Annotated in this window: 21 protein-coding genes and 1 pseudogene; 11 read left to right on the forward strand and 11 right to left on the reverse strand. The window is 44.7% G+C overall.

All coding sequences use genetic code 11. The annotated features are described in order from the left end of the window. Positions 1-354: 354 nt before the first annotated feature. A complete protein-coding gene (locus QUA36_RS15140; RefSeq protein ID WP_333458257.1) occupies positions 355-1,683 on the reverse strand; it encodes a pitrilysin family protein in 1,329 nt (442 codons plus the stop codon). A 222-nt stretch (positions 1,684-1,905) separates the two neighbouring features. On the opposite strand from QUA36_RS15140, the gene QUA36_RS15145 reads away from it, so the two are divergent. From QUA36_RS15145 to QUA36_RS15160, 4 genes are all read left to right on the forward strand, one after another. Next, entirely contained in the window at positions 1,906-2,778 is an 873-nt protein-coding gene (locus tag QUA36_RS15145) for an ABC transporter permease (RefSeq protein ID WP_333458258.1), read from the forward strand. Between the two features lie 358 nt (positions 2,779-3,136). Continuing rightward, a complete protein-coding gene (locus tag QUA36_RS15150) occupies positions 3,137-3,346 on the forward strand; it encodes a DUF2997 domain-containing protein (protein ID WP_015176940.1) in 210 nt (69 codons plus the stop codon). Between the two features lie 40 nt (positions 3,347-3,386). Next, a complete protein-coding gene (locus QUA36_RS15155) occupies positions 3,387-3,773 on the forward strand; it encodes a DUF1257 domain-containing protein (RefSeq protein WP_242716193.1) in 387 nt (128 codons plus the stop codon). Positions 3,774-3,850: 77 nt separating this feature from the next. Continuing rightward, positions 3,851-4,321: a ferredoxin gene (locus tag QUA36_RS15160; RefSeq protein ID WP_333084753.1), complete on the forward strand. Its 471-nt coding sequence runs from the start codon at positions 3,851-3,853 to the stop codon at positions 4,319-4,321. Between the two features lie 94 nt (positions 4,322-4,415). On the opposite strand, the gene QUA36_RS15165 is transcribed toward QUA36_RS15160, so the two are convergent. From QUA36_RS15165 to QUA36_RS15180, 4 genes and pseudogenes are all read right to left on the reverse strand, one after another. Then, the gene (locus QUA36_RS15165) at positions 4,416-4,697 is read right to left on the reverse strand and encodes a YiaA/YiaB family inner membrane protein (protein ID WP_172189332.1); all 282 of its coding nucleotides are present in this window, start codon (positions 4,695-4,697) and stop codon (positions 4,416-4,418) included. Between the two features lie 363 nt (positions 4,698-5,060). Further along, positions 5,061-5,198, reverse strand: a pseudogene (locus QUA36_RS15170) (Uma2 family endonuclease); the annotation flags it as partial. 125 nt (positions 5,199-5,323) lie between these two features. Beyond that, on the reverse strand, positions 5,324-5,806 hold the full coding sequence (locus QUA36_RS15175; RefSeq protein WP_333458259.1) for a hypothetical protein: 483 nt from the start codon (positions 5,804-5,806) through the stop codon (positions 5,324-5,326). A gap of 19 nt (positions 5,807-5,825) precedes the next feature. Continuing rightward, positions 5,826-9,407, reverse strand: coding sequence for an nSTAND1 domain-containing NTPase (locus QUA36_RS15180; RefSeq protein WP_333458260.1), 3,582 nt, complete (start codon positions 9,405-9,407; stop codon positions 5,826-5,828). 147 nt (positions 9,408-9,554) lie between these two features. Between QUA36_RS15180 and QUA36_RS15185 the strand changes: the two genes are divergently transcribed. Next, positions 9,555-9,911 carry a CU044_2847 family protein gene (locus QUA36_RS15185; RefSeq protein ID WP_333458261.1) on the forward strand — a complete coding sequence of 119 codons (357 nt, stop codon included), beginning with the start codon at positions 9,555-9,557 and terminating at the stop codon, positions 9,909-9,911. A 143-nt stretch (positions 9,912-10,054) separates the two neighbouring features. Here the strand turns inward: QUA36_RS15185 and QUA36_RS15190 are convergent, their stop codons facing one another. The 5 genes from QUA36_RS15190 to QUA36_RS15210 all read right to left on the reverse strand — a co-directional run bounded on the left by QUA36_RS15190 (position 10,055) and on the right by QUA36_RS15210 (position 13,772). Next, entirely contained in the window at positions 10,055-11,134 is a 1,080-nt protein-coding gene (locus tag QUA36_RS15190) for a hypothetical protein (protein WP_333458262.1), read from the reverse strand. Positions 11,135-11,210: 76 nt separating this feature from the next. Next, positions 11,211-12,188 carry a hypothetical protein gene (locus tag QUA36_RS15195; RefSeq protein WP_333458263.1) on the reverse strand — a complete coding sequence of 326 codons (978 nt, stop codon included), beginning with the start codon at positions 12,186-12,188 and terminating at the stop codon, positions 11,211-11,213. Positions 12,189-12,244: 56 nt separating this feature from the next. Beyond that, on the reverse strand, positions 12,245-12,613 hold the full coding sequence (locus QUA36_RS15200) for a hypothetical protein (RefSeq protein ID WP_333454525.1): 369 nt from the start codon (positions 12,611-12,613) through the stop codon (positions 12,245-12,247). A gap of 59 nt (positions 12,614-12,672) precedes the next feature. Next, entirely contained in the window at positions 12,673-13,377 is a 705-nt protein-coding gene (locus tag QUA36_RS15205) for a hypothetical protein (protein ID WP_333160794.1), read from the reverse strand. Between the two features lie 128 nt (positions 13,378-13,505). After that, complete coding sequence (locus QUA36_RS15210) at positions 13,506-13,772, reverse strand: hypothetical protein (RefSeq protein ID WP_006634886.1); 267 nt, start codon at positions 13,770-13,772, stop codon at positions 13,506-13,508. Between the two features lie 254 nt (positions 13,773-14,026). Here QUA36_RS15210 and QUA36_RS15215 point away from each other — a divergent pair, with 254 nt between their 5' ends. The 3 genes from QUA36_RS15215 (at position 14,027) to QUA36_RS15225 (ending at position 16,006) form a co-directional block, all read left to right on the forward strand. Next, entirely contained in the window at positions 14,027-14,350 is a 324-nt protein-coding gene (locus tag QUA36_RS15215) for a helix-turn-helix domain-containing protein (RefSeq protein ID WP_006634885.1), read from the forward strand. A 15-nt stretch (positions 14,351-14,365) separates the two neighbouring features. Beyond that, on the forward strand, positions 14,366-15,055 hold the full coding sequence (locus QUA36_RS15220) for an ImmA/IrrE family metallo-endopeptidase (RefSeq protein WP_333160792.1): 690 nt from the start codon (positions 14,366-14,368) through the stop codon (positions 15,053-15,055). 108 nt (positions 15,056-15,163) lie between these two features. Then, a complete protein-coding gene (locus tag QUA36_RS15225; RefSeq protein ID WP_333458264.1) occupies positions 15,164-16,006 on the forward strand; it encodes a YheC/YheD family protein in 843 nt (280 codons plus the stop codon). Between the two features lie 288 nt (positions 16,007-16,294). Here the strand turns inward: QUA36_RS15225 and argS are convergent, their stop codons facing one another. Next, the gene (argS, locus tag QUA36_RS15230) at positions 16,295-18,052 is read right to left on the reverse strand and encodes an arginine--tRNA ligase (RefSeq protein WP_333458265.1); all 1,758 of its coding nucleotides are present in this window, start codon (positions 18,050-18,052) and stop codon (positions 16,295-16,297) included. Between the two features lie 349 nt (positions 18,053-18,401). Between argS and QUA36_RS15235 the strand changes: the two genes are divergently transcribed. From QUA36_RS15235 to QUA36_RS15245, 3 genes are all read left to right on the forward strand, one after another. Then, positions 18,402-18,797, forward strand: coding sequence for a hypothetical protein (locus QUA36_RS15235; RefSeq protein ID WP_333160784.1), 396 nt, complete (start codon positions 18,402-18,404; stop codon positions 18,795-18,797). A 714-nt stretch (positions 18,798-19,511) separates the two neighbouring features. Next, complete coding sequence (locus QUA36_RS15240; RefSeq protein ID WP_333160782.1) at positions 19,512-20,903, forward strand: malic enzyme-like NAD(P)-binding protein; 1,392 nt, start codon at positions 19,512-19,514, stop codon at positions 20,901-20,903. 414 nt (positions 20,904-21,317) lie between these two features. Beyond that, positions 21,318-25,160, forward strand: a complete 3,843-nt coding sequence (locus tag QUA36_RS15245; protein ID WP_333458266.1) for a PAS domain S-box protein — start codon at positions 21,318-21,320, stop codon at positions 25,158-25,160. Positions 25,161-25,168: the final 8 nt, after the last annotated feature.

Below are 25,168 nucleotides of genomic sequence, written 5' to 3' on the forward strand. Positions count from 1 at the left end.
TCTCATAAAATTACGGTAATTTTGCCGAGCAATCGATTTTAGATTTTAGATTTTAGATTTTAGAATTACGATGCCGATCAACCCGGTTTTCCTAGAATAAATTGCTGGCTCATCAATAATTCCCAGTTTATCGTCTCATAAAATTACCGTAATTTTGCCGATCGCCCGTACCTTAAAGGCTTCATACTAATTATTGGATACAAAACCTTCAAGGCGAGAGCCGATCGAATTTCACGCACTATTGACTAAAAATCCCTCGTGCGCGTTGACATTGTTTCTGCCGAATCCCGAATGCTGTTGGATGCCTCAAAAGCAGAAGGATGGCAGAATTCCCCTGTTGAGGCGAAGTCAGATTTATGCTTCGTCGGGGCGAATTACCACAACACCCATCGCGTCGGGAGACAGATATTTGACGGCGGCTTCTCGGAGATCCTCGGCAGTCTGAGCTTGGATGCAGGCGGCATAGTTGAGGGCCGGAGCGATATCTCCTACCATCGACTGATAGTAACCGTACAAACTTGCTCGATCGCTCGGAGTTTCGTTACCAAAGATAAACCGATTTGCTACTTGAGTGCGAATGCGGGAAATTTCGGCATCTGTCACAAATTCGGTTTGGAGAGTGCGGATGTGTTGGACGATCGCAGCTTCCACTGCTGCCAAGTTTTCTGTTGCTAGTTGAGCAGAAATCGAGAATACGCCGCCGAGTCGCTGAGTCATGTTGCTGACCGAAATTGACGAGACTAGCCCTTTTTCTTCGCGCAAATCCTGAACCAAGCGAGTTGTGCGGCCGTGTCCCAAAATTGTCGCCAAAACGTCCAGGGCATAAGTTTCGGACATTTCCATGAAACCGGGCACTCGCCACATCACGATCAGTCGGGCTTGCTGAAGGGAAGAGTCTACAAATTCGCGACGGACTGTTTCTGTAAACGGTGATTCTTGGCCGTAGTTCAGGATTTGGGGCTCTGGATGAAAGTTGCCGACAGCAGGCACATTTATGTTGTTGGTTTGTGCTGTACTTTTTGCTGCAAAACTGTCTGCGACAATTTCTATTAGTTGCTCGACTGGCAAATTGCCGACAGCTACGGCTGTCATGGCTCCTGGGTGATATCTGCTGCTGTGGAAATCCCGCATTTGTTGCGCTGTCAACTGTTCGATTACCGCAGTCGGGCCGAGTACCGGTCGCTTGTAGGGCAGGACTTCAAAGGCTAATTCCATCGATCGCTGATAGGTGCGGCGGCGGGGATTGTCTTCCGATCGTCTAATTTCTTCTAACACTACCAGCCTTTCGCGATCGAAGGCGTCGTCGGGAATGCTGGCGTTGAGCAACACATCGACTTGCAGAGGAGCTAGTTCGGCAAAATCTTTAGGAGCTGTGGTGATGTAATAGTTAGTGTAATCTTGGCTAGTGGCAGCATTGGTGACAGCGCCGCGCTGCTCGATCGCGCGCTCAAATTCGCCACTGGGAATGCTGGGAGTTCCCTTAAAAATCATGTGTTCTAAAAAGTGAGCCATGCCGTTAATGTCGTCTGGTTCGACGGCTGAGCCTAAATTGAGCCACACGCTGAGGTTAACAGCATCGACTGGCAAGTGTTCGGCTATAACGGTGAGGCCATTGGGGAAATGGCGGATTGTTGGGGCGTTGAGGGGCGATCGGGCTGAGGTTTTGAGTAAGGTTGATGTCATTTGGCTTTTAAATTTATCTTGTTCTCTATATCTTAAATGGTCTTTAACGAAGGGCTCAGTCATTCGGCATTTGGCGCGAAAATGCCATTGATATGGACGGTAATGCACGCACCGAGTTTTTGGTCTCCCGGAAGAAGTCTTATTAACGTATTTCTGCGATCGCGATTGTTAATTTATCCTAATAGTTGCCCAAATCCTCAGTTTTTTTGGTGACAGCAAAAGATGGAAAATCGAAGATTGAATAACGACTTAGTATTTCCACAAGCAGCTTTTCAACGATTTTGGCGATCGACTTCGGGGAAAATCGGCTTAATTTTGACTGTAGCGCTGATGATCTCGGCACTGTTGGCCCCCCTACTTGCTCCTTACGATCCGGCGATCGATCGAGATTATTTGTCGCGCTTAGTGGCTCCTAGCGCTCAACATTGGTTTGGTACCGACGGTTTGGGGCGAGATTTGTTGGTGCGGGTGTGGCACGGATTGGGGATATCTTTACTTGTTAGCCTGGTTTCTGTAGGTGCGGGTTTAATTGTGGGAGCGCTTTTGGGGCTGGTGGCGGGGTATTTTCGGGGGTTGCTGGAAATTGCGATCGGCACTTTGGCGGATATTTTGTTAGCTTTTCCTTCGATTTTACTGGCGATCGGCGTTGTTACCGTCACCGGGCCGAGCCTGCAAAGCGTAATTATCGCTGTCAGCCTCGTGCAAATTCCGATTTACATCCGCTTAACTCGCAGTATGGTGCTGTCTCTGCGGGAACAAGAATTTGTTTTGGCTGTCAAGGCCTTGGGCGCCAGCGACTTACGGATTATTTTTCGCCACATTTTGCCGGGAAGTCTCGCGCCTCTAGTTGTACAAGCAACTCTTTCGACTGGTACGGCGACACTAGAAGCTGCAGGTTTGGGTTTTTTGGGTTTGGGCGCACAGCCGCCGGTTCCTGAGTTGGGGACGATGCTTTCTGATGCTTTTAAGGGCGGATACGCTCTTTCTTCTCCTTGGACTATTTTGTTTCCCGGTTTACTGATTACCTTGACTGTTCTGGGTTTCAACCTTTTGGGGGATGGCCTGCGAGACGTTTTAGACCCCAGAGGGAACTAGAGGGGGAGTGGGGAATTTATACTTTGGCCTTTTACCTTCTGCTTTCTTCCCTCTGCGCCCTCTGCGCCCTCTGCGGTTCATCCCCTCTTCCTTCTTCCTCACTCTAAAATCTAAAATCTAAATATATAGTGACTTGACTGCTGTCACGATCTACGCGAAACTTTACATACAACTGATGTATTGCTTCTACCTATTAATAACTTATGTTAAGTTGTGACTCAAAACCTATCAATTAGTCAAAATTGATATAGCGCTTTGTCAGTCAGCCAACTCTCAAGAAGCTACTTCAGGAGGCATCGTCCCTGGCTTGCTGGTGTCGGTGTCTGTTCTCAATATTCCTATTCAGTCAGCCCGCATTATGGAAACACTAGAGTTTGTGATCTATCCAGATGGCCGCGTACAGGAAACCGTCACCGGCATTGTCGGTGCTTCCTGTGCTGAGGTAACGGCTGCAATTGAAGCTCAGCTCGGCGTGGTGCTTCACCAAGAGTCAACATCGGAATATTTCACGCAAGCGCTGCATCAGTCAGCCGAAGCGACGGCCCAAGTGGCTTTTAGCGATTGGTAATTTTTTTTGTTGAGTTCACTTAAATTTTTTTGGAATCACCATGTCACACTTTAGCCAAATTAAGACCCAGATCCGCAATTTGAATTCTTTGGAAGCTGCTTTAACTGACTTGGGTATTGACTGGAAATCGGGCCCAACTGAGGTGCGTGGCTATCGCGGCTTAACCAGCACCGCTGAGGTCGTGATTGAGCAAAAAAACGGCTACGACGTAGGTTTTAGCTGGAACGGGACTGAGTATGAATTGGTGGCTGACTTGCAATTTTGGCAGCAAGCTTGGTCTGTAGACCGTTTTCTGAATAAGGTGACTCAGCGCTACGCTTACCATACTGTGGTGAATGAAAGCGCTAAGCAGGGTTTCCAAATTTCTGAGCAAAAGCAAAATCAAGACGGTTCGCTCCGCTTGGTGGTGCAACGCTGGTGCGCTTAATAATTTTTAGAGATTTTTGCAATCTTGTCTCATCAAAGTCCGCCTCCGCGGACTTATTTACTATTGTGGGGGTCTAAATGTCTGAGCTTTCTGGACTCGGAATAGATACAGCAATCGATCGCTCTGGTTTAGAGCCGGAGTTGGGGGGATTTTTGCGGGATGCGCCCGATCGCTCTGGTTTGGAACCGGAGTTGGGCGGCGTGTTACGCCAAAAAGGTGTCTATGTTGATGAGATTACCTGCATTGGCTGTAAGCACTGTGCTCACGTTGCTCGCAATACTTTTTATATTGAACCGGATTACGGTCGATCGCGCGTAGTTCGACAAGACGGGGATTCTGAAGAGTTGATTGCTGAGGCGATCGACACTTGTCCGGTGAATTGCATTCACTGGGTTGATTACACCGAACTCAAGAATCTGGAAGAAGAACGCAAGGATCAGGTGATTCCTGTCGTTGGTTTTCCGGTGGATATGGCGACAGTTAAGGCCGGTATTCGCCAGCGACAAAAGAATAAGTTGGGCGATCGTAAGTTCAAAGGTAGCCATTGAAATCCCCAATTCACATCCACAGCTTGAAACCTGTGGCTCAAACAACAATAACAGCCCGCGCGGGCTGTTTCTTGTATACATTGTATAGTCAAATTTATTTGAGAGGATGGTGCTCAGCGAGAATTTTCTCAACTCTAGCTTCGTCTATTCTGGCAGTTAATGTTGTTGCCTCGTTGTTATCGCGAATGGTTTTTGCTAAAGTAAAAGACGAGCCAACAGAAAAAGTTAAACCCATACCCATAAAAGCTTTTTGCCAGGGGTCTACTTGTAAATAAATGATACCTACAGTAGTTGCGGACAGGGCAACAATAAAAGAAACCCAGCACTGAAGTATCCAAGCATTAGTATCTTTTTGGCGTATGATTTGTTTCTGCATAGTGCCTCTAAGTCAAATATATCTTTTGGTTGATTAACTTAAAGCATAGAGAGTGCGACTGAAGCGGTCAGGAGAGCAGGGGACAGTTTCGATAAGTGAACAGTGCGATCGGGCTTTTTACTAAAAATTAGAACGCTGTAGATAGGGTTTAAGGCTCAAGGAAGACTTTGTGGGAGTGGACAGTTTGAAAACTGGACTAAAGGAGATTGATTTAGTTGGATTCGTATTGTTAATTACTAGGGTCGGGGTCGATGGTTTGCTGCTGTATTTGTTGTAGCAAAGTTTGATAACGATGTCGTTCTTGTTCAAGTTGGGCGATCGCTTCTTCTGCACGCTGCCGTTCCTGTTGAGCTTGAGTAGGATGCTGGCAAACAAGATTTCTAGATTTTCTTTAATAGTGACAATCCAGCGGAATAGTTGGGTATTGTCTGCCATTGGTTCTCCGTCGCTGTCTGGGTAGATGATTTCTGGTTTGGTTTCAGGGGTGAGTTGTTGTACCATGCTGTTTGAGGGTTGGGGGTACTGATTTTAGTGTAGCGGCTGGGGTGAGAGAGGTGAGGGGGCGCTCGCTTTTTTGGGATGGAAATGAGAAAGGCGATCGCCTTTAAAAGAAAAAATGAAGTTTGCTAATGTGTTAATATTTCCTCTAAAATTGCACTCATGCTAGCTTTCATCCGATCACTTATCTCTTTTTTAATTTCTGGCTTGATATCGGCTATCTCCATAGCTTTTAAATCTTTCACGAATCTTGCAATTTTCAATCTAATCCCGCGAATTCTCTCTGGGTTATCGCCAACCTGATTAGTTATGATTAAATCCACAATAACCTCGCTAAGATTTGCACTCTTCTCTTTGATTACTGTATCGAAGTCAGAAAAACTTTCATTTCCTGTATCACCATTTTCTGGCAATCGCATATTTCCTGATGCTTCTACCCTTGAAAAACGATTGCCTCTAAGAGGTTGAGGGTTTTCCCAAAGTCGAGTGTCCGTCTCTATTTCAATAATTGATTGACTGAGCGAGCCATTAATTTTTGTTAATTTTTTTAGCATCCTTTCTCTAACGCACTTTGGTTGATCGGGGTTTTCTTCACAACTGGGGCTTGTCATACTTAATTATCGTTTTCGATTACTTTAAATTGTAACAAATATTTGAGTATTCAGACAAAAAGTTGCAACTTTTTGTTAGCAATTCATCTAGCTTATACTTCTTGTTAAGTTCTATTTTATTTCCGAATATTTCCCAGATTATAACTGTTCCGTCATCACTGGCAGAAGCAATTGATTGAGAATTTCGGGGATTAAAGCTTACTCGGTTGACTGTTTCAGTATGTCCCGCCAAAATAGTTGATGGTCGCGCGAGTCCTATTTTACTATTTTTCCATTTATTTAATACCTCGTCTACCTTCCAAATTTTGATAGTGTTATCAACACTACTAGCCGAAGCAATGTATTTACTATCATAACTAAATTCTGCATACAGGATTGTATCTTTAGGGCTATTGATAAGACCTATTAACTTTCCTGTTAGATCCCATATTTTTATTGTTCCGTTGTCGTTATTGTTTTCACAAGATACAATCATGTTTCCCTTTTCATTAAATCTGACTGACCTCACCAGTGATTGAGTATTTCCTATATTTTTGATGCCTTCCTTGCTTTTGGTTTTCATATTCCATAGGCTGAGTTCATAATCTTTATTGCCTGTATAGACAAGCACAGAATTTTTTAATGGTTCTAAATCCAAACCCATAATCTTGTATTCACTCTTATTTAAAGAATTTGGAGTAGTGAAATTTTCCATAGACCTACCAGTCTTGACATCCCATATTATTATACTTCCATCTTGACTGGAAGAGTAAATTTTCTCACTGTTTTTACTAAAGCTTACATCATAAACATTACCTTTATGACCTTTTAGGGTCTGTATAAGTTTTCCTTTCTTACTCCAAATTTTTATTGTATGGTCTACACTTGCTGATGCGATAAATTGACTATCAGGACTAAATCTTACACTCCAAATTGGTTTATTGTGTTCTTCAGTTGGAGAAAAAAGCCTTTTTCCGGCTTGGTTCCATATAATGATTCTTTTATCTACTCCACCAGAAGCAATCATTGTCCCGTCAGGACTAAAACTAACGCCATATACTCCTCGCGGATGCGCTTTTAATTGATTGCGCTCCTGTACATTGAATATAACTGACTGAATTTTTTGTAATTGCTCTGGGTTTTCTCTCCCTTGCTTTTTCATTTCCTTTAGCGCTTCCACACTTGCTTTCAATGCGTCAAGCTGAAGATTTCTTTCTAAAAGCTCTTGAGCTTTGCCAATTAAAATGCTCACCTTGCTTACTTCCTGTTCTCTCTTCTGACTTGCAAGTACATTGGTTAGTAATCCCAAACCAAGCGTAAAAGTTAGAAGGATACCAGATGCGATCGCCATCCACTTTCCTCGTTTTTCAGCTTTAACTCTAGCTTCCGCCTCTCCAACCCTTGCCGCTTCTGCCTTAGCTTGATCTTCTGCTGCTATAGCCCTCTCCATCTGAGCTATAGTTTTAGCTCTTTCCTCTTCAGCTTTTTCTGCTTCAGCTAAAGCTTTTGCTTCAGCAAGTTCTCGCAGTTGCCGCTGTTGCTCTAATTCAGCTTGAATTGCCCGATCGCGCCTACCCACACTCTTCCGCAAAAACTCCCTCTCATCCTCAGTCAAATTCCGCTGTACCCTCTTCTCCCACTCCTCAACCTCCGCCAATCGCGCACCCGTCAACAGCGCATCATCTGACTTGCGATAAGTTTCTTCCCACTCCCGACAATTTACCTCTAAGCGCCGACTAATCCGAATATTCTCCTGATTCTCTTCAATCCAATCACTCAGTAACTTCCAGCGACACAACAGAGCTTCGTGAGCCACTTCCACCGTGTTTTCATCCACAATAATTAAACGCTGCTGCGACCCAGCCAACAGCCCAATTACCCGCTCTAACTGCTCAGGAGAATCCGCGATCGCCCTCAGCCTATCCCAATCAACCCGTCGGCGCGTTACCTCCGTATCCTCACCCAACTGCACCAATTCCATAAACAGCTTGCGTACAAAAATGCGATCGCCATCACTAAGACTTTGGTAGATCACATTAGCTCGATTTTCCAAAGCCCCTTGAACACCGCCAATTTCTTCATAGCCTTTTTTTGTCAGTAAGGGCTCTGGTGATTCTGGTTTTTCTATGCAGACTCGCCACAACTCTTTCAAAGCGTATTGTAATAACGGTAATGCTCCCGGTTGACCGGCCACATCTTGGGCAATTTGGGATACTAACCCTCGCTCAAATTTGACCCCGTGCAGTTCTGCCGGTGTCTCGATCGCCTCTGGCAACTCTTCAATCCCTAGCGACTTGACAATATAAGTTGTAGTCGGAATGTGATTAATCAAATTTAAAACGTCTGGATAATTAGCGCAGCGAATTAAAAAATCTCCACGAAGTGCAATAATCATCCGACTCTTTCGCTCAGTATCCTTCATCTCCTGTGCGATCAGGCGGATAAAACCCTGTCGCTCGGCTTCATCTTCACAGAGAGTAAATACCTCCTCAAACTGATCTATAAAAATTACAAAAAGCTGATTCTGCTCTCGATGTCGAGCTAGAATATCCACCAGTTTTCCGAGGGGGTGCTTACCAGGAGTAAAAGATTCAACCGGCCACTGACTGCTACCAGGAATTCTATCCCGACTTAAGTCTGGCAGCAATCCCGCTTTTATTAAAGAAGATTTGCCCGAACCAGAGTAGCCGATAACAGATAGAAAACGGCTATTTGTCAGGTGAGTAATCAGCGTCCGAACTGCTTCATCCCGCCCACAAAAATACTTCTCTTGTTCAGCTCCAAAAGCTGAAAGTCCCAGATACGGATTTTGGCGATCGAAAGTAATTTCAGTAGCCGAAGTCTCTAGTTGCGGATACGTTACCAGAGTAATGCAGCGACCCCAGCCCATGCGAATCGGTTCTTGACCCCACTGAGTGCCCTTAAGTTCATTGCTGATATAATCAAATAGGCGATCGCCACTGACCTGCCCATTTCTACTAGCATTTTCCGATGCCAAACCCTTCAGCAAAGCTCCTGTAAAAATGGCGTGCGCTTCCCCAGCCAAAGCTTTTACAGTCTCAAAACTCCGGCAAGCTGCAATTAAATAATAATCCCTTTGCGTACTAAAAGCCGTTAAAGTTTGCTGTACTAGCTGACTTTCCAGAAAATACCCACTATGACAGCAGTCCAACAACATTACCAAACTGCTCAGATCCGACTTCTTAATTAGCTGATTGAGGCTTGACAAAGCAATTCCACGTTTATAATCGACCACCTCTTTTCCCACTATTTCCACCTGACAGTCGGAAGTAGCCAATGCTCCTTTTAGGTCTCCCAAGGCATCACACAAAGTCAGACCGTGACCGGCAAAATAAATGAGTACATCACTTTTCGTACCTCGTTCCAAGAGCAAAGTTTTCAGAGCTTTACATACGTCATCAGCAGAAACACTTTTTTGCTGTGCTACTTCAAAACGCTGGGTCTCAGCGTTCCAGCGATCTGGCAGTCTAGTAACAGTATAGTTGCCATATTGCTCTAATACCCGCGCGACATTTTCAGCATCTGTAGCCGCTTTCGGGAGGGGTTTGAGGTGGGAGCTTTGATATTGAGTAATGCCGATAACAAGCGCGTAACGAGCCATTTAGTTCAACCTGGATTTAAAAATACTGGCTTAGTTGACACGCACCCTGAACCGCTGTTTTCCTTTAGACGCTATAATAACTAAACTTTCCGGAAGCAAGCTCCATCTTTAAGCAAAATCTACATAAACTTAACAAAAGGTAACATTATGTCCGAATTAGAGCGTTTCGCTTTTGAAGAAAAGGGTGAAGTGTACGAAGTCGTAATTGACCAAGCTGCAACCTCACAGGAGGATAGTCCTTATGATGAGGAGAGAGACGTGCGAAGCGATGCACTTAATCGGATGCAGCAAGCTCGCCTGCTAATTCGCAATTATGCTATGTATGCTGTGACGGCTTTTAAAGATTTCGGTGCGGCTGAGGTTGAAGAGGTAACACTTAAATTTGCTATCAAAATGGGTGGAAAAGCCGGCATCCCCTACATTACTGAAGGTTCAGCAGAAAGCAACTTAGAAGTTGAGGTAAAGTGCAAGTTTCCTAAATCTACTGCAAGCGAAAAGTCTTAATCCTTAATCGCAGCTAATTAAGCAAACCCACCTAAAAAACAGAATACGCAGAGCCGCGACTTATTAAAGAAGTCGCGGCTCTAACAGCGATCGCGTTTTACGTTTAATTAGGTCAACCTAATTAAACGTAAAACTGCTACGGATTACTTATTTTTCTGCTGAGTCTTCGCTTGTTCGATCGCAATTTCCCTGACTGCTTGCAAAGAACTCAAATTCGATGCTCCCTCAATCGCCTTCACCGCCAAATCTTGAACCTGTTTCAAAGCAGAATCCAGTTGTTTCGACAAACTAGCAATGCGCGCATCTTGATTTTGAATTGTCTGCAACATCCCTTGAATTTGCAGTTCATAATTTTGCTTTTGCCCTTCGATATCTTTAGCAGACAAATCCGCCTTAACTTTAGCTTGATAATTGCCAATATTGCGGCCGTTATCTTTCCCGTTCTTGATATTAGCTTCCAGTTCTTTCGGGAAAGCTTCTACCTTAGCTTTAACCTCAGCATAAAGTTTTTCCCGTTCCGAAATAGATTTTTCGCGTTCCGCCCACTGTTTCTCCTGTTCTTGCTGAAACTCTTCGATTTCTTGATACAGCCTTTTCTGGCGCTGTTGGTATTCTTCTATGTCCAGATTTCGCTGAAGATTCAAATCATAATCATACAACTCTTCATCCCGATCGCGAGCTTTTTGATGATGCTCATTGCGTTCTCTAACTGCCAACTTTTGCAGTTCCTGCTCTTTTTCCCAAGCTTGCCGGCGTTCCAACAATTCCTGTTCAACAGCTTCGCGCTGTTCGCTGAGTTCGCCAGCAAAAGTTTTCGCGCTTTCTTCGTACTGTTGAATTAAATTGTCCAGCGTATCTTCTGCAACATCTTCTAAACTGTGCAACTCTTGCAGTTGTTGAATTTCCTCACCCACAGTGCGCCGCAATTCTTCGAGTTTAGCAGCTTCCGAAGTTAATTTCTCCGACAACTCACTGACAGCACCGCCAAAGCCAAATTGCAGCAAAATCAAATTATCAATTGTGGACTGCATTTTTTGTGGATTTTGAGTTAAAGCCATTGGTTTTTGTGCATCCACAATAGGTTTTTCTGGGGCTGTTTTTTGCTTTTGGGAAGCGTTTAGCTGTTGGATTTGCGATTCCAACTGCGCTTTTTCTTGCGCTGCTTCCTTGTACGCTTCTAAGATTTCAGCCTTGGTGCTTTTGTCGCTAACTTTTTTGTTCATGACTTTTCATTTCTTAATAGTTGGGAAAATTTCTGTCATTTTTTCGTAAGGTGGGCACTGCACACCTTACTGGGTTTTAAGCTTTGCTGGCAAAAGCTTTCATGGCCAAATCTTGCGCTTGCTTCATGGTGGCTTGCAGTTGCGCGGAAATTTCGGCAATTTGTTCGGTTTGTCGCTCAATAGTCTGCTGCAAAGATTGCGCTTTCAATTCATATCCTTGCTTGCTTCCTTCCCATTCTTTATCCACTAAATCTGCCTTGACTTTAGCTTCGCGGGAAACTTCTTGAATTGCTTCTTCTTTGGCTTTGACATAAGCCTGTTTGAGTTCTTCTTCAAATCCGGCGGCTTTTCTGTGATTCTCTTCAAACTCCGCTTGATTGTCGCTGAGGACTTTTTCCCGTTCCACCCAGTTTTTCTCTTTTTCGCGAGTAGATTGTTGCAATTCCCGTTCTAGTTTGCGTTTTGTTTCTTCGTATTCGTCAGTTTCGACTTTGCGGGTGCGTTCTAATTCGTAGTGATAATCTGCTGTTTCCCGCTGGCGTTCTTTTGTTGTTAGTGCAATCTGTTCTTGAATTGCTATGTCAAAAGCTTGCTGTTCTTTTTCCCAAACTTTGCGTTTTTGGGTCGTGTCTTTTTCGATAATTTCGCGCTGGTTGGCGCTGTTTTGTTCGAGCAGAGTCAATTTTTCTCGGTGCTCTTGAGTTAAAATGTGGAGGGCGTCTGCTACAACTCTGATTTGCTGCAACTCTTGCAATTGTTGGGCTTCAATTTCGATCGCGCGTTTTAATTCGTCTAATTTTGAAGATTCCGCCTTCAGTTTTTCGGAAAGTCCGCTGGTGATGCTGCCGAAATCTAATTGCAAGTCTGCCAAGCCTTTGACGATGCTGTCAATTGTGTAGGTGGAGGCGAGTTCGAGGACTTGTTTGTTTTTAGCTTTTTCGGCTGACTGTTCTTTTGTTTCTACTTTGGATTCGATCTTGTTGTGAGCGGCTAAAATCTGCTGAAAGTTTTGCAAAATTTTGGCTTTGCTATCCTTGGCAGTTGCTATTGTCATAATGTTTGCTTCTCCTGATTATAATTTTTAGACACTTGTGACTGAAAGGTTTTCAGTTATTCTAAGTTGCGGAGTTGGCTGAGAATGGCTTGGTATTTTCTGGCTGCGTCGGGTTTTTCTTCGGGATTGGCGCTGGCTAGAGTGTTGAGAAGTTTCCAGCAGCGATCGCACCGATTTCCTTCCCAGCAGCCGCACTCATCAATTATACTCAAAAGTGCGCCTTTTAGCAATTGATTTTCGGCTAACAAAGCTCGGTAATTCCGCTGCACTGATTCGGCAACTAAAGTCATGTGCTGGAAATCTTCTGTGAGACTTTCGATGTCGTTAACTGCATTTGTCCGAATTTGGTCGAGCAGCTCAAGATTCTCTTTCAAACGACTTTCTTGCAGGTTTGGTTTGGTTTTCAGCTTAGTTAATTTCTTCATTTCACTTTGTTGTAACAGTTATGGTAAAGGCGCGATTAAATCGCGCCTTTACAACAAAATTAGAACAAGTCAGCAGTTAATTGCTCTTCGGCTGGCGGTAGCGACATACTGCCGTTGGAATTCAAAGCCATAGCATCGCTTTCACCGCCAGCGTGAGCAGCCATCAAGCAGGCTACTTGCTGCGCCGGCAGGTTATCTAAACACACCATAGCTTTTGTTCCTTCTAAGTCAATCATCCGCGATTGATTGCTAGAATCTGACAAAACTGCTGCGGCTTGGTCGATAACCGCCCAATCTTTCCGCTCGTTCCAAGACCATTTCAAGCTGTAGTAGTTAATCGGTTTTACTACTCCGCTTTCGTCTGGTTTCTGGCCGGAATGCTTGACAAATTCGGGGACAAAAATTCCGGTTGCAGGTTCTACACCGCGAGATTGAACTGATGCTACTAAGCGGTTAAAATCGTTCAAGCTGCGGTTTTTGATGTATGTCACCATGACAACTCCTTGCGGCAATTCGCCACTTTCTGCGACAAACCACAGTTGACCCCACAATGTGTGCGAAGTTTGACCGAGGGAACCGAAGAATTTGGAGAATTTGAGGATTGTCATGGAACACTTGGAACCGTAGTCTGTATCGCCGATCGCCCATTGGCCACTTTGGCAATTGTTACGGACTGCGATCGGGATTTCCGGTACTAGCAAAGCATTGCTCGGTTTGGCACCAAATACTGAAAATGTAGGTCTTTCTTGTGTTTTAGTAGTCATTGTTCGTTTTTCCTTAGTTATTGATTTATGTTCTGACAATTAGGAATCGGTAATTGGGAATTGGGAACTCACAACAATCGAATTATTTTTCTTCCCTCTTCCTTCTTCCTTCTTCCTTCTTCCTTCCATTACCTAATCAGATGTGTTGTTGCTTTTGGTTCGGGATAGGTATACTCAAGCATCGCCTCTTGTTGAGCTTTAATAATCCGCAGCGCGGCGAGCAAATGCTCTAACGTTTCTAAGTGCGCTGGGGTGAAGTGGATGCTGAAGCCTTCGCCATCCCGCGCGTAGCCGGGACAAACCAGTGAGGCTGAGCTTTGTTCTTCGTGGGTGGCGATGTATAGCCAGTCATCGTCTTCGAGCTTGTAATGCGTGTCTGTCCAGGTTCTCAGCATTTGCGATCTGCTCCTCCTTATTTGCTGCGTACAAGCGTTTTGACGCCCAGCGCTTCTCACTCCTCTGAAGTTGACGACGCTATATGTAGCGTGTTAGCTAGGCTAATTTGCACCCTTAACCCTACCAGTCCGGGTTAACTGGTTGATTAAACCGTCAACTAACCTCATGGTAGCGTGGGTTGATTTTCCCGTCAAGTATTTTGTTGAACTTTTCATCAAAACAGGCTAGAATGCTTGTCAGGAGGCGAAAAACCGTGGAACAAACATTTGGAAGACTGATCCGTCAAGCTCGCAAGGACAAAGCTTACTCACAACGTGAGCTAGCAGCTATGCTAAGTGTGGACTTTACTTATTTGTCGAAGTTGGAGAACGATCGAGCGGATTATGCGCCAAAAGAGGAGGTAATCCGAGCATTAGCGCGAAATCTAGACATAAACGAAGAGGAATTGATTTTCTTGGCCGGGAGACTGCCGCAGCAGTACGAAGCGCTGCTGAAGCAGAATCCAAAGGAAATGCAGGCTCTTTTCCGCCGGATGCAAGAAAATCCAGATTGGCTCAAACAATCTTTTGAAGCGTAAGAGAGGCCCCTCATAGTGAGTATTTTTAAACCGTATTGCTTCTATCCCAAAGAAACGATCGAGCGTTTGGCAAATGACATCTTAATGCAGATGCAGAAAACGCAAAATTTTGCTCCGAGATGGCCTTTTGATGCGACAACGGTTGCTGATTTTCTGGATTTGGGCGTAGTTTGGGAGTGCATTGAGCCGGATGAAGAGGGTGCGATCGCGGCGAGGATTTTGCCGCAGCAGCGGTTAATCGAAATCAACGAACAGATTCTGGAAAAACCCCCAGGCTTCATCGAATCGACGATCGCCCACGAAATCGGCCACTGGGTGCTACACGTCAATCAAGACGAAGCAGACGGCACTGTGGAACAGTTGGAATTAAACTTAGGTAATCAAGGACAAACGGCGTCTGATGTCGAGGAACCGTTTGTTTGTCGGGGTGCGAGTGCGGATAATAAGGTTTTGTCGATCGAATGGCAAGCGCAATATTTTGCAAGCTGTTTGTTGATGCCTCGGTGTATTTTGGAGGAAAAAAGACAGGGACGCGATTTAACTAAGTGGTCGCATTTATACAAAATGAGAGATGAATTGGGAGTGAGCATTTCCAATTTAACAAACCGCTTGCAAGAATTCGATTGGATTTACATTCCCAAGGGAACGCGCGAGATTTATGCCGGGAAAGATGCGGCAAACGGGCAGCAGCGATTGTTTGGATAGAAGTGCGATCCTCTTCGAGGGCTGCGCTAACGAATTTTAGGTTTGAGATTGGGAAGCGATTCTCTAATCTCAAATCTTTAAAATTAATTTCTAATTAAGTTACATTTTATGCTAACCAATATTGAAATCCTGCTGGCAGCTTGTGAGGAATTAAATATCCCTTACGAAATCCTGCATCCTTCCCAAAACTTGATTAGACTCAAACAGGGCGGCGAAGAATATTATTTTGTCAATTACATGACGCCATTTAACAGCGCGTCAGTAGCAGAAATTTTTGAAGACAAAGAATATACCTATCAACTATTAAACGGCAAAATAAATACTCCCAGAACTCTCGGTTTTGTCTCGCCTCACGGCGAGGATAAGTATAAAAAGTATTTGACTTTCCCAGATATTGAATCAATAGTTTTAGAAGTAAACAAAAAATTCGCTTTACCGGTGATTCTCAAAAGAAATCGCGGTGCTGGTGGCAACAATGTTTTTTTATGTGAAACTATAGAGCAAATTAAAGAAGCCCTAGAAATTATATTTAACGTCAACAGCAAAGATTATGACCATGTGGCGCTAGCTCAAGAATATATCGAAATTGCCCACGAATATCGGGCTGTATTCTGTAAAGAAAAGCTAGTTTTGCTGTACGATAAGGACAAATCTCAGGCTAAATTTGCGGGCAATTTAAGCCCGCTGCACTGGGAAGGTGCAAAAGCCAAACATATAATTAATCCCAATCTCATGTCTGAGATTGAAGATTTTGTTAAACCTGTTTTTGCTGAAATTGCGATTAATTATGCTGGGCTTGACATCGCGCTAGATAAAAACGGAGCATATTGGTTGATTGAAATTAACTCAAGCCCCAATTACGATATATTTGTGAGAGATAACGATCGCCAAATTGTGGTAACAATGTTTAAAGGCATCCTGGAGAGCTTGGTTGTTAACAAAAAGCGGTAAATCCTCGATTGTAGAAAGGCGCTACAATTAACTAAATCCCAATCTCAAAAAAAGTAAAAGCAATGACCTCACAACTGTTAGAACTAGAAGGAACTTAGGAAGATATTCTCGCCCTATCCGATCCTCTTTCATCAGCTTCTATCACCGTTGAGCAGCGGTTAAAATTATCTTATTTCCGCTTGCATAGGTATAGTTCAAGACTTTGGGCGGTCCGTGAGTGTAAATAGTCTCCTCATCTAGATTCAAATATTTATCGCTCTCACGCACGCTACAGCTACAAACTTTATATCACATCCTCTCCAATACCTGAATCCCCAACAACTCCAAACCTAATTTCAAAGTTCTTGCAGTCAAATCGCACAAAATCAACCGCGAAGTCCGCAACGGTTCCTCAGCTTTCAAAACCGGACATTGCTCAAAAAATTGATTGTACTTTTGACTCAATTCAAACAAATACTGACAAATTCTATTCGGCAATAAATCGCCCTCAACCGCATTTATCACTTCACTAAACTGCAATAAATGTTTGGCTAAAACTAACTCTGCATCAGACTGCAAGATTACTTTCGCACCAGCATCTAAATTCTCGAAATCAATCTCACCTTTGCGGCGAATTCCCTGCACGCGCGCGTAAGCATATAGCATATAAGGAGCCGTATTTCCCTGCAATGCGAGCATTTTGTCGTAACTAAATACATAGTTGCTGGCGCGGTTTTGACTCAAATCTGCATACTTAACTGCACTCAAACCAACTACGCGACCTACGTTAGCTATAAACTCTTTCGTTTCCTGTCTTTCTTCTGTGACTAATCTGTCTTCCAAATCTTTGGTGGCCCGGACGATCGCTTCATCGAGCAAATCTCGCAATCGTACTGTATCCCCAGAACGAGTTTTGGCTCTTTTGCCGTCTTCTCCCAATACCAAACCGAAGGGGACGTGGACAATTTCGACATCATCAGGAATCCAACCGGCTTTTCTGGCTACTGCAAATACTTGGGCAAAATGGTTTGCTTGTCCCGAATCTGTAACATAAATTAAGCGCTTTGCATTGTCTTTTTGTATCCGGTAGCGCACTGCTGCTAAATCAGTTGTGGCGTAATTGTAGCCACCGTCGGTTTTCTGGACGATTAGCGGCAGTGGTTCGCCTTCTTTGTTGGTGAAACCCTCTACAAAAACGCATTTCGCGCCGTCACTTTCAACTAGCAAACCTAGATTTGTTAAATCTTCGACTACAGCGGGCAATAGAGGATTGTAAAACGATTCGCCGCGTTCGGTTAATTTGATATCGAGCAAGTCGTATATTACTTGAAATTCGCGGCGAGATTGATCGCACAGCAATTTCCAAGCGCGGCGGGTGTCTTCGGCGCCTGCTTGCAGTTTTACTACTTCTTGGCGGGCGGTTTCTTTGAAGGTTTCGTCTGTGTCAAAGCGCTGTTTTGCTTGGCGGTAAAATGCGACTAAATCTCCTAAGTCTAGGGCGTCAGCGGTTGTGAGGGCTTCGGGGTGAACTTCGCGCAAGTATGCGATCAGCATTCCGAATTGGGTGCCCCAGTCGCCGATGTGGTTGATTCTGAGTACGTCGTGGCCTTGAAATTCGAGGGTGCGGGCGATCGCATCTCCGATGATTGTCGATCGCAAATGTCCGACGTGCATTTCTTTGGCTATATTCGGACTCGAAAAGTCGATCGCGATTGTTTGAGGCGTTTTCGCCGGTTCAATCCCCAAACGCGAGTCGGCGGCGATCTCACTAATTTGCGCTTCCAAATAAGCCGGTTTCAGCTTCAAATTGATAAAACCGGGCCCGGCGATTTCTGGGGTTTCGCAGATGTCACTAATATCTAGGTTTTCGATGATTGTCGAGGCGATCGCCCGTGGCGGCTTTCCTAACTTTTTCCCCAAACTCATCGCCGCGTTGCACTGAAAGTCCCCAAAGTTGGGATTGCTGGCGGCGGCTAGCATCGGATCTGCACCTGCATAACTTTCGCCGAATCCAGCGGTGAATGCTTTTTCAAATTTTGCTTTTAACTGTTGGACGATCGAGTTCATCTTGAATATTTTGATTGGATGTTTATTTTAAACTCTAGATTAAGCACTTTGTGGCAATAATACTCTTACTACTTAGGTAATTTCCCTCTGGTTCTCTCCCTCTGGGCCTATCCCCCTCTCCTCACCTAGTAGGAAATTTTGTACTTAGCTTTGAGCTGCGGATGCGATCAAAATCATTAGCCGTGATAGCACAGAGTACATTTTATCACAGTTGCGATCGCTACACAAATTAAAAAATGTCACATCAAGTCCATGATCTCGATCGCTAGATCATTTAGTTAAATCGCTTACATTAAGGTATGTTAAAATTTTTTCAATGCACCCGAAAATCCTACGAAAGGAAGTAGTTATGTTATCTCAACCAATTTTTGGCGATCGCTCTCTGACAATCGCCTTTTATCAAGCAGTAATCGATCGCTTCTACAACGGTTTCAGTCTCTCCACCGAAGCACTATTACGAGACTGTACCCTCGGCTTCGCCCCCTGTCCCGATGGAGTCAAAACCTTTTTCATTATCGCGCCGAGTCTCGATGCAGCAGAGCAACTAATGAAAAAAATGGACAGTATTTTGGAGCGAGTTGCCGAACTCATGGCTGGAGTCGGACAAGTTGCCCTGTGCATAGTTCCCCCCGGCAGCGAAGCAGAGCAACCGGTAGATCTGCAAGACTTAGAAAAAGTTCCCCCAGATTGTCTGGCTTGCAAATTCTTTACAATTATATGGGCCGATGCTGCGGCCGATCGGTAAAATTGACAGTTAGCAACCAGCAACTCAACACGGTTCGGCCCAAGCTGTGCTCGTGGTGGCGCGGGGTAGATTGTCTGTTAGTTACAGTCCCTGGAATTATCGGGCAAAGCGTGTAGGTAATTCGATCGTTTGCAAGGTTGCACTCGCAATCCTTGGCAAGTGTTAAACAAGCAGACAAAATATATATCAAAGGCCCGCTTGTCAGTCGCTCAAATTTTTACCTGCCGGCTCAAACAGCCGTGCATCTACTTTTTACATTCCCAATAAAGGCCACCAAAAAGCCGCATCAACTCTCCTGGGTGTCTAGCTTCAAAAGACAGCAGTAGGAATTCGGCGGTATCGCTGGAAAATAGATTTTTGCGAAATATCTGGTGATGTTCAGAATAAGCAGAAATATTCTCAAAAATAGATAAGAGTTCCGCAGCTTGACCTCAGAAACCCGGTTTCTACCCCCGCGCTTCATATTCGCGGTTCGCTGGGAAATTGACAGAAAATAGGGTGTTTGTGGGAGAGTTACCAGCTAGAAACAGAGCAAAGCTTTACTCAAAAAAAGAGCAGTTTTCCAGCCACACCCCTGACAGTGCAGAGCGATCATACCACAAGCTCATAGAATTTGTTAAAAATTTCAGTTGAAAATTTGAATTATTAAATTTTATGCCTAACATTGGCGATAAAATCTAAGATTGAAATTCTCAAATCTGAAATCAAGGCATCATGGTAAAACTGACACCAAATCCCAGCTTTAGTTTAACAATTCGGGTTGCTCTGCCGAACCAGCCGGGAATGCTGGCAAGAGTCACCAGTGCGATCGCATCTGTCGGTGGCAACTTCGGCCAAATCGACTTGATCGAGCAAACCCGCGCCACTACCGTTCGCGATATCAACGTCGATGCCTCCAGCATCGAGCACAATGAAGAAATAGTGCAAGCAGTGAAAGGACTGCCAGATATCAGAGTGATCGACGTGTACGATCGCACTTTCAACTTGCACCGCGGCGGAAAAATCAGCGTAGTTAGCAAAATTTCCCTCAAACGCCAGTCGGATTTGGCCATGGCATACACTCCCGGAGTGGGTCGCATCTGCACTGCGATCGCCAATGACCCGCAACAAGTTTATAACCTCACAATCAAACAAAATACTGTTGCCATTGTTACCGACGGTAGCGCAGTTTTGGGACTGGGAAACCTCGGCCCTGCCGCCGCACTGCCAGTCATGGAAGGCAAAGCCATGCTATTTAAAGAATTTGCAGGTATTGACGCCTTTCCTATCTGTTTGAATACCCAAGATACCGAGGAAATTATTCGCACAGTGCAGAATATAGCCCCGGTTTTTGGCGGCGTTAACCTCGAAGATATTTCTTCTCCCCGCTGCTTTGAAATCGAAGCAAGATTGCGGGAAACCTTAGATATTCCCATTTTTCACGACGACCAGCACGGCACTGCGATTGTCAGTTTGGCAGCATTAATTAATGCCTTGAAACTCGTCAAAAAAACCATCGCAGAAGTGTGTATCGTGATTAACGGAGCCGGTGCGGCCGGAGTTGCGATCGCCCGCTTGCTGCGTAAAGCAGGTGCGGAAAACATCATCATGTGCGACTCGAAAGGCGTTCTCTCCCAAGACCGCACGGATATGAACCCAGAAAAACTAGAATTTGCTGTGCCTTCGAGCGGTACTTTGGAAGATGCGATCGCCGGTGCCGATGTATTTTTAGGCGTCAGCGCCCCCGGCGTTCTCACCCGTTCGATGGTGCGTTCCATGGCCGAGAATCCCATTGTTTTTGCAATGGCAAATCCCATTCCTGAAATTCAGCCAGAATTAATTATGGAAGATGCGGCGATCATAGCAACCGGACGCAGCGATTACCCGAATCAAATTAACAATGTTTTGGCATTTCCGGGGATATTTCGAGGCGCTTTGGACTGCAAAGCAACCACGATTACGCCCAGTATGTATTTGGAAGCAGCTTATGCGATCGCCTCTTTAGTCAGTCCTTCTCAGCTTGACAAAGAACACATTATACCGTCTGTTTTTGACGAAAGAGTTGCCATTGCAGTCGCCGGTGCAGTGCAGTTGGCTGCCCGATCCGAAGGTATTGCCCGCGATTAATAGAAGGAAGAAGGAAGAAGGAAGAAGGAAGAAGGAAGAAGGAAGAAGGAAGAAGGGAAGATACCATGTATAAATTAATGGTCTTTGTACCAGTTTTGTACTTTTTCTTTTGTGATTTTTCTGGTTTCTTCTCATTCCCTCTTTCCTCCTCCCCGTTGATTATTACTCATTTTTGTTTTCCCCTCCTGTCTTTTTCCTCAACATCCATCCGTTAAATCCCGTACAGGGATCGTTGCCAAACTTCCCTCGAACCTCCAACCTCGAACCTCAGAATCCATCCGTTACATTGGTTAAATCCCGTAGACGGCTCGTTGCCGAACTTCCTTGTTCTCTCTTTCTTAATGAAGGATAAAACTCACAGCAATAAACAAGATAAAAAGATATAATTGAATAACCCAAGTCCAGCTAGGTCAGATGCAAAGCCAGTTAGGAAAAGCCAAGCGCGATCGCTCCCGTTGTCAATTGTTAGAACTGTCCCCTATCGGGCTGGCATTGTGCCGGACGGACGGGACTTTTCTCGACGTAAATCCAGCTTTTGCAAGTATTATCGGCCGCACAGTTGCAGAAACTCTTCACCTCAACTACTGGGAAATTCAGCAAACGCAGTGCGCGCCCCCAGAAAAATATTTAGAATGTCAAGTAAAAAATAGCCATACGCACCTGTGCGAAGCAGCATACAAACATAAAAATAACCATCTCGTACCCGTGCGAGTTTCCGAGCGGGCAATTGAAACAGGGGGAGAGTGCGCGATTTGGCTGAGCGCTGAAGAAATCTTTAATAATCGGGATCAAAATAGCGCTCCCCTGGAATCTGCGCTTTTGCAGGGCAATTCACATCTGGAAAAATTGCTGACAAAGCAGACGGAGGAACTGGAAAAAACTCAGCAACTACTCGAAGAAAAAATCTCCGAACTGGAACAAACTCAAGAAAAATTACGTCTCCAAAGTCACATTATCGACCAAGTGCACGAGGCGGTAATTTCTACAGATATGGACGGCTCGATCACCATTTGGAATCAAGCCTGTCAAAAGTTATACGGCTATGAAAAAACTGAGGCTATCGGACAGCACATTTCTCTAATTTACCCGCCCGAACAGCACGAATTTTTGTTAGAGCAAGTCATCAAGCCGCTACAAGAAAAAGGCGAGCATGAAATAGAAGTTATAACAAGCAGTAAATCTGGAGAAAAAATTTCCTCGCACCTGATGCTTTCGCTATTGAAAGACAAAACGGGAGAAGTTGTGGGGATGGTTGGCTCTTTAACAGATCTCAGCATTTGCAAAGCTTTAGAACAAGAATTAGTACAGAGACAATCACTATTTGATGCTTTTTTGAAGGAGGCGCCGGCGGGACTTTGCATTTTGGACTCGCAATTGCGCTACCTGCAAATCAATCAATTTCTATCAGAAATAAACTGCCTGAGTCCTGAAGAACACATAGGCAATACTGTACGGGAAATATTGCCGAATATCGCTCCGATTGTAGAGCCTTTGTACGAACAAATTTTGAGGACGAAACAACCCTTAATTAATATCGAGATGAGTGGTGACAATCCCAGAAAGCCTGGGTTTGTCCGACACCTGACAGGCTCTTATTTTCCCTTGCTAGACAAAGATGGCGAGGCGATCGGCATCGGTGCAGTTGTAGTTGACATTAGCGATCGCAAACAAGCAGAAGCTGCGCTGCAAAAAAGCGAACAGCTTTACCGCACTATGGCAAGCAACTTTCCTAACGGTGCGGTGATGTTGTTCGATCGAGAAATGCGCTACACCCTGGTAGAAGGTACAGAATTAGCAGCAGTCGGGCTTTCCAAAGAGTTGATGGAAGGCAAGACAATCTGGGAAGTATTCGAGCCAGATGTTTGCGCTGATATCGAGCCAACTTATCGGGCGGCACTGGCAGGAAAAACAGTTGTTACAGAATTTTTTTACAGCGATCGCGTTTACCTCGGTTATGCTTTGCCAGTCAGAAACGAACGGCAAGAAATTATCGGCGGATTGCTAATGACTCAAAACATTACGGCTCGCCAATTAGCAGAAGAAGCGCTCATGGAAAGCGAGGACAAATACAGGTGCATTGTCGAGACTGCAGATGAAGGAATTTGGATGATAGATACGGAGGGTAAAACTACTTTTGTCAACCAAAAAATGGCTAATATGCTCGGCTGCACTTCAGAGGAAATGATCGGACAGCCGCTATTTGCTTTCATGGATGCAGAAGGTATCGCGATCGCACAAATCAGCCTCGAACGCCGCCGTGAAGGAATTCGCGAACAGCTCGATTTTAAGTTCCGTCGCCGAGACGGCAGCGACTTGTGGGCGATGGTTTCTACTAATTCCTTGGCAGACAAAGAAGGAGGCTATGTGGGCGCTTTGGCAATGGTTGCCGACATTACCGATCGCAAGAAAACAGAAGCCGCCTTGCAGCAGTCGGAAGCTAAATTTCGATCGCTCTACGAATTAACCAGTTTGCCTGTTTTTATGTTATGTGACAATGCCATCACCCATGCCAACACAGCCACCCTAAAACTATTCGGCTGCACTGCAGCGCCACAGTTGTACGGCCAAAACCCTGGCAAACTCTCGCCTCCTTTTCAACCCAACGGCAGAGATTCTTTGAGCATGGTTAACGAAATGATAGCCATCGCCTTTGAGCGGGGAAACCACCGTTTTGGTTGGGTTCACCAGCGCTTAGACGGTACAGATTTTCCTGCAGAAGTCGTGTTGACAATCATCGAGGTGGGAAATGAAAAAATTATCCAAGCAGTAATCCAAGATTTAACGGATCGCAAACTTGCAGAAGAAACTTTAGTGCGATCGGAACAAGCGCTTAGACAACAAGCTCAGCGAGAACTACTGCTAAATCAAATTGCCAACCAAATCCGCAATTCTTTAGATTTAGATACAATTTTAGAAACCGCCGTTCAAGAAATTCGCAATCTGATGCACCTAGATTGGTGCCTCTTCATTTGGTATCGCCCCAATAGCAATCCTCCGGCTTGGGAAATAGTTTGCGAAGCGAAGAATGCAGCTTTGCCGAGTTTGCTCGGTACTTATTCTTTAGATGACCGATGTAGTGTCCCCAGGCGGCAGATTTTGCGGCGAGAAATTCTGCGAATTGATGATGTCAGCACTTGTGAAGATGCAGAAGCGCGCGAAAATTTCCAGGCATTAAAAATTAACTCAGTGCTGTCGCTGCCAGTTCAAACTGCTTCCGGCGATATGGGGGTGATTACCTGCTATCAGGCTATGTCCGTGCGAAATTGGAGCCAATCGGAAGTCGAACTGATGCAAGCAGTGGTCGCTCAAATTGCGATCGCGATCGACCACGCTGAACTTTACACCCAAACCCGCAAAGCGGCCCGACTAGCTCAAGCTCAAACTCAACAGCTAGAAGAAACTTTGCGCGAACTCCAACGCACCCAAACTCAATTAATTCAAAGTGAAAAAATGTCTAGTTTGGGCCAGTTAGTAGCAGGTGTGGCCCACGAAATTAACAACCCGGTTAATTTTATCTATGGCAATCTCAGCTACACCAGCGAGTACACTCAAAACTTGCTGAAAATGCTGCAACTTTACCAGAAAGAATACCCGCAGCCTAGCGCAAGAATTGTAGATGCAAGGGAAGATTTGGAAATTGATTATCTTGTTGAAGATTTACCGAAAATTTTAGCATCTATGAAAGTCGGAGCCGATCGCATCCGCGACATAGTTTTGAGCCTGCGAACTTTTTCAAGACTTGACGAAGCCGAAAAGAAACAAGTTGACATTCACGAAGGCATTGAAAGCACACTGCTGATTTTGCAAAACCGGCTGAAACATAAAACCGATCACCCGACAATTAATGTGATTAAAGAATACGGTAATTTGCCTTTAGTTGAATGTTATCCCGGTCAGTTAAATCAAGTATTTATGAATTTATTGAGCAATGCGCTAGACGCATTGGAAATGGAGATGAAGAAATCCGATCACACCGCCAAAAATCTCGCAATTACGATTCGCACCCAAGTAAGCGACAATAACAGCGTTGCCATATCGATAGCTGACAGTGGCCCTGGGATGAGCGAAGATGTGCAAAGGCGCTTGTTTGACCCGTTTTTCACTACTAAACCCATTGGCAAAGGAACTGGCTTAGGATTGGCGATTTCGCACTCTATTATAGTAGAAAAACACGGCGGCAAGCTTTCTTGCAATTCTGTAGTGGGAGAAGGTTCCGAATTTGCGATCGAGATTCCTCTGCGACAGAAAATAAATTAAACTTAGCG

It is taken from the genome of Microcoleus sp. Pol10D4 (assembly GCF_036701555.1).
In the GTDB taxonomy this organism is placed as follows: domain Bacteria; phylum Cyanobacteriota; class Cyanobacteriia; order Cyanobacteriales; family Microcoleaceae; genus Microcoleus.

Excerpts from the sequence above, each read along its gene's own strand:
- QUA36_RS15140 (WP_333458257.1), bottom strand. The coding sequence starts at position 1,683 with ATGACATCAACCTTACTCAAAACCTCAGCCCGATCGCCCCTCAACGCC.
- QUA36_RS15145 (WP_333458258.1), top strand. The coding sequence starts at position 1,906 with ATGGAAAATCGAAGATTGAATAACGACTTAGTATTTCCACAAGCAGCT.
- QUA36_RS15150 (WP_015176940.1), top strand. The coding sequence starts at position 3,137 with ATGGAAACACTAGAGTTTGTGATCTATCCAGATGGCCGCGTACAGGAA.
- QUA36_RS15155 (WP_242716193.1), top strand. The coding sequence starts at position 3,387 with ATGTCACACTTTAGCCAAATTAAGACCCAGATCCGCAATTTGAATTCT.
- QUA36_RS15160 (WP_333084753.1), top strand. The coding sequence starts at position 3,851 with ATGTCTGAGCTTTCTGGACTCGGAATAGATACAGCAATCGATCGCTCT.
- QUA36_RS15165 (WP_172189332.1), bottom strand. The coding sequence starts at position 4,697 with ATGCAGAAACAAATCATACGCCAAAAAGATACTAATGCTTGGATACTT.
- QUA36_RS15175 (WP_333458259.1), bottom strand. The coding sequence starts at position 5,806 with ATGACAAGCCCCAGTTGTGAAGAAAACCCCGATCAACCAAAGTGCGTT.
- QUA36_RS15180 (WP_333458260.1), bottom strand. The coding sequence starts at position 9,407 with ATGGCTCGTTACGCGCTTGTTATCGGCATTACTCAATATCAAAGCTCC.
- QUA36_RS15185 (WP_333458261.1), top strand. The coding sequence starts at position 9,555 with ATGTCCGAATTAGAGCGTTTCGCTTTTGAAGAAAAGGGTGAAGTGTAC.
- QUA36_RS15190 (WP_333458262.1), bottom strand. The coding sequence starts at position 11,134 with ATGAACAAAAAAGTTAGCGACAAAAGCACCAAGGCTGAAATCTTAGAA.
- QUA36_RS15195 (WP_333458263.1), bottom strand. The coding sequence starts at position 12,188 with ATGACAATAGCAACTGCCAAGGATAGCAAAGCCAAAATTTTGCAAAAC.
- QUA36_RS15200 (WP_333454525.1), bottom strand. The coding sequence starts at position 12,613 with ATGAAGAAATTAACTAAGCTGAAAACCAAACCAAACCTGCAAGAAAGT.
- QUA36_RS15205 (WP_333160794.1), bottom strand. The coding sequence starts at position 13,377 with ATGACTACTAAAACACAAGAAAGACCTACATTTTCAGTATTTGGTGCC.
- QUA36_RS15210 (WP_006634886.1), bottom strand. The coding sequence starts at position 13,772 with ATGCTGAGAACCTGGACAGACACGCATTACAAGCTCGAAGACGATGAC.
- QUA36_RS15225 (WP_333458264.1), top strand. The coding sequence starts at position 15,164 with ATGCTAACCAATATTGAAATCCTGCTGGCAGCTTGTGAGGAATTAAAT.
- argS (WP_333458265.1), bottom strand. The coding sequence starts at position 18,052 with ATGAACTCGATCGTCCAACAGTTAAAAGCAAAATTTGAAAAAGCATTC.
- QUA36_RS15235 (WP_333160784.1), top strand. The coding sequence starts at position 18,402 with ATGTTATCTCAACCAATTTTTGGCGATCGCTCTCTGACAATCGCCTTT.
- QUA36_RS15240 (WP_333160782.1), top strand. The coding sequence starts at position 19,512 with ATGGTAAAACTGACACCAAATCCCAGCTTTAGTTTAACAATTCGGGTT.
- QUA36_RS15245 (WP_333458266.1), top strand. The coding sequence starts at position 21,318 with ATGCAAAGCCAGTTAGGAAAAGCCAAGCGCGATCGCTCCCGTTGTCAA.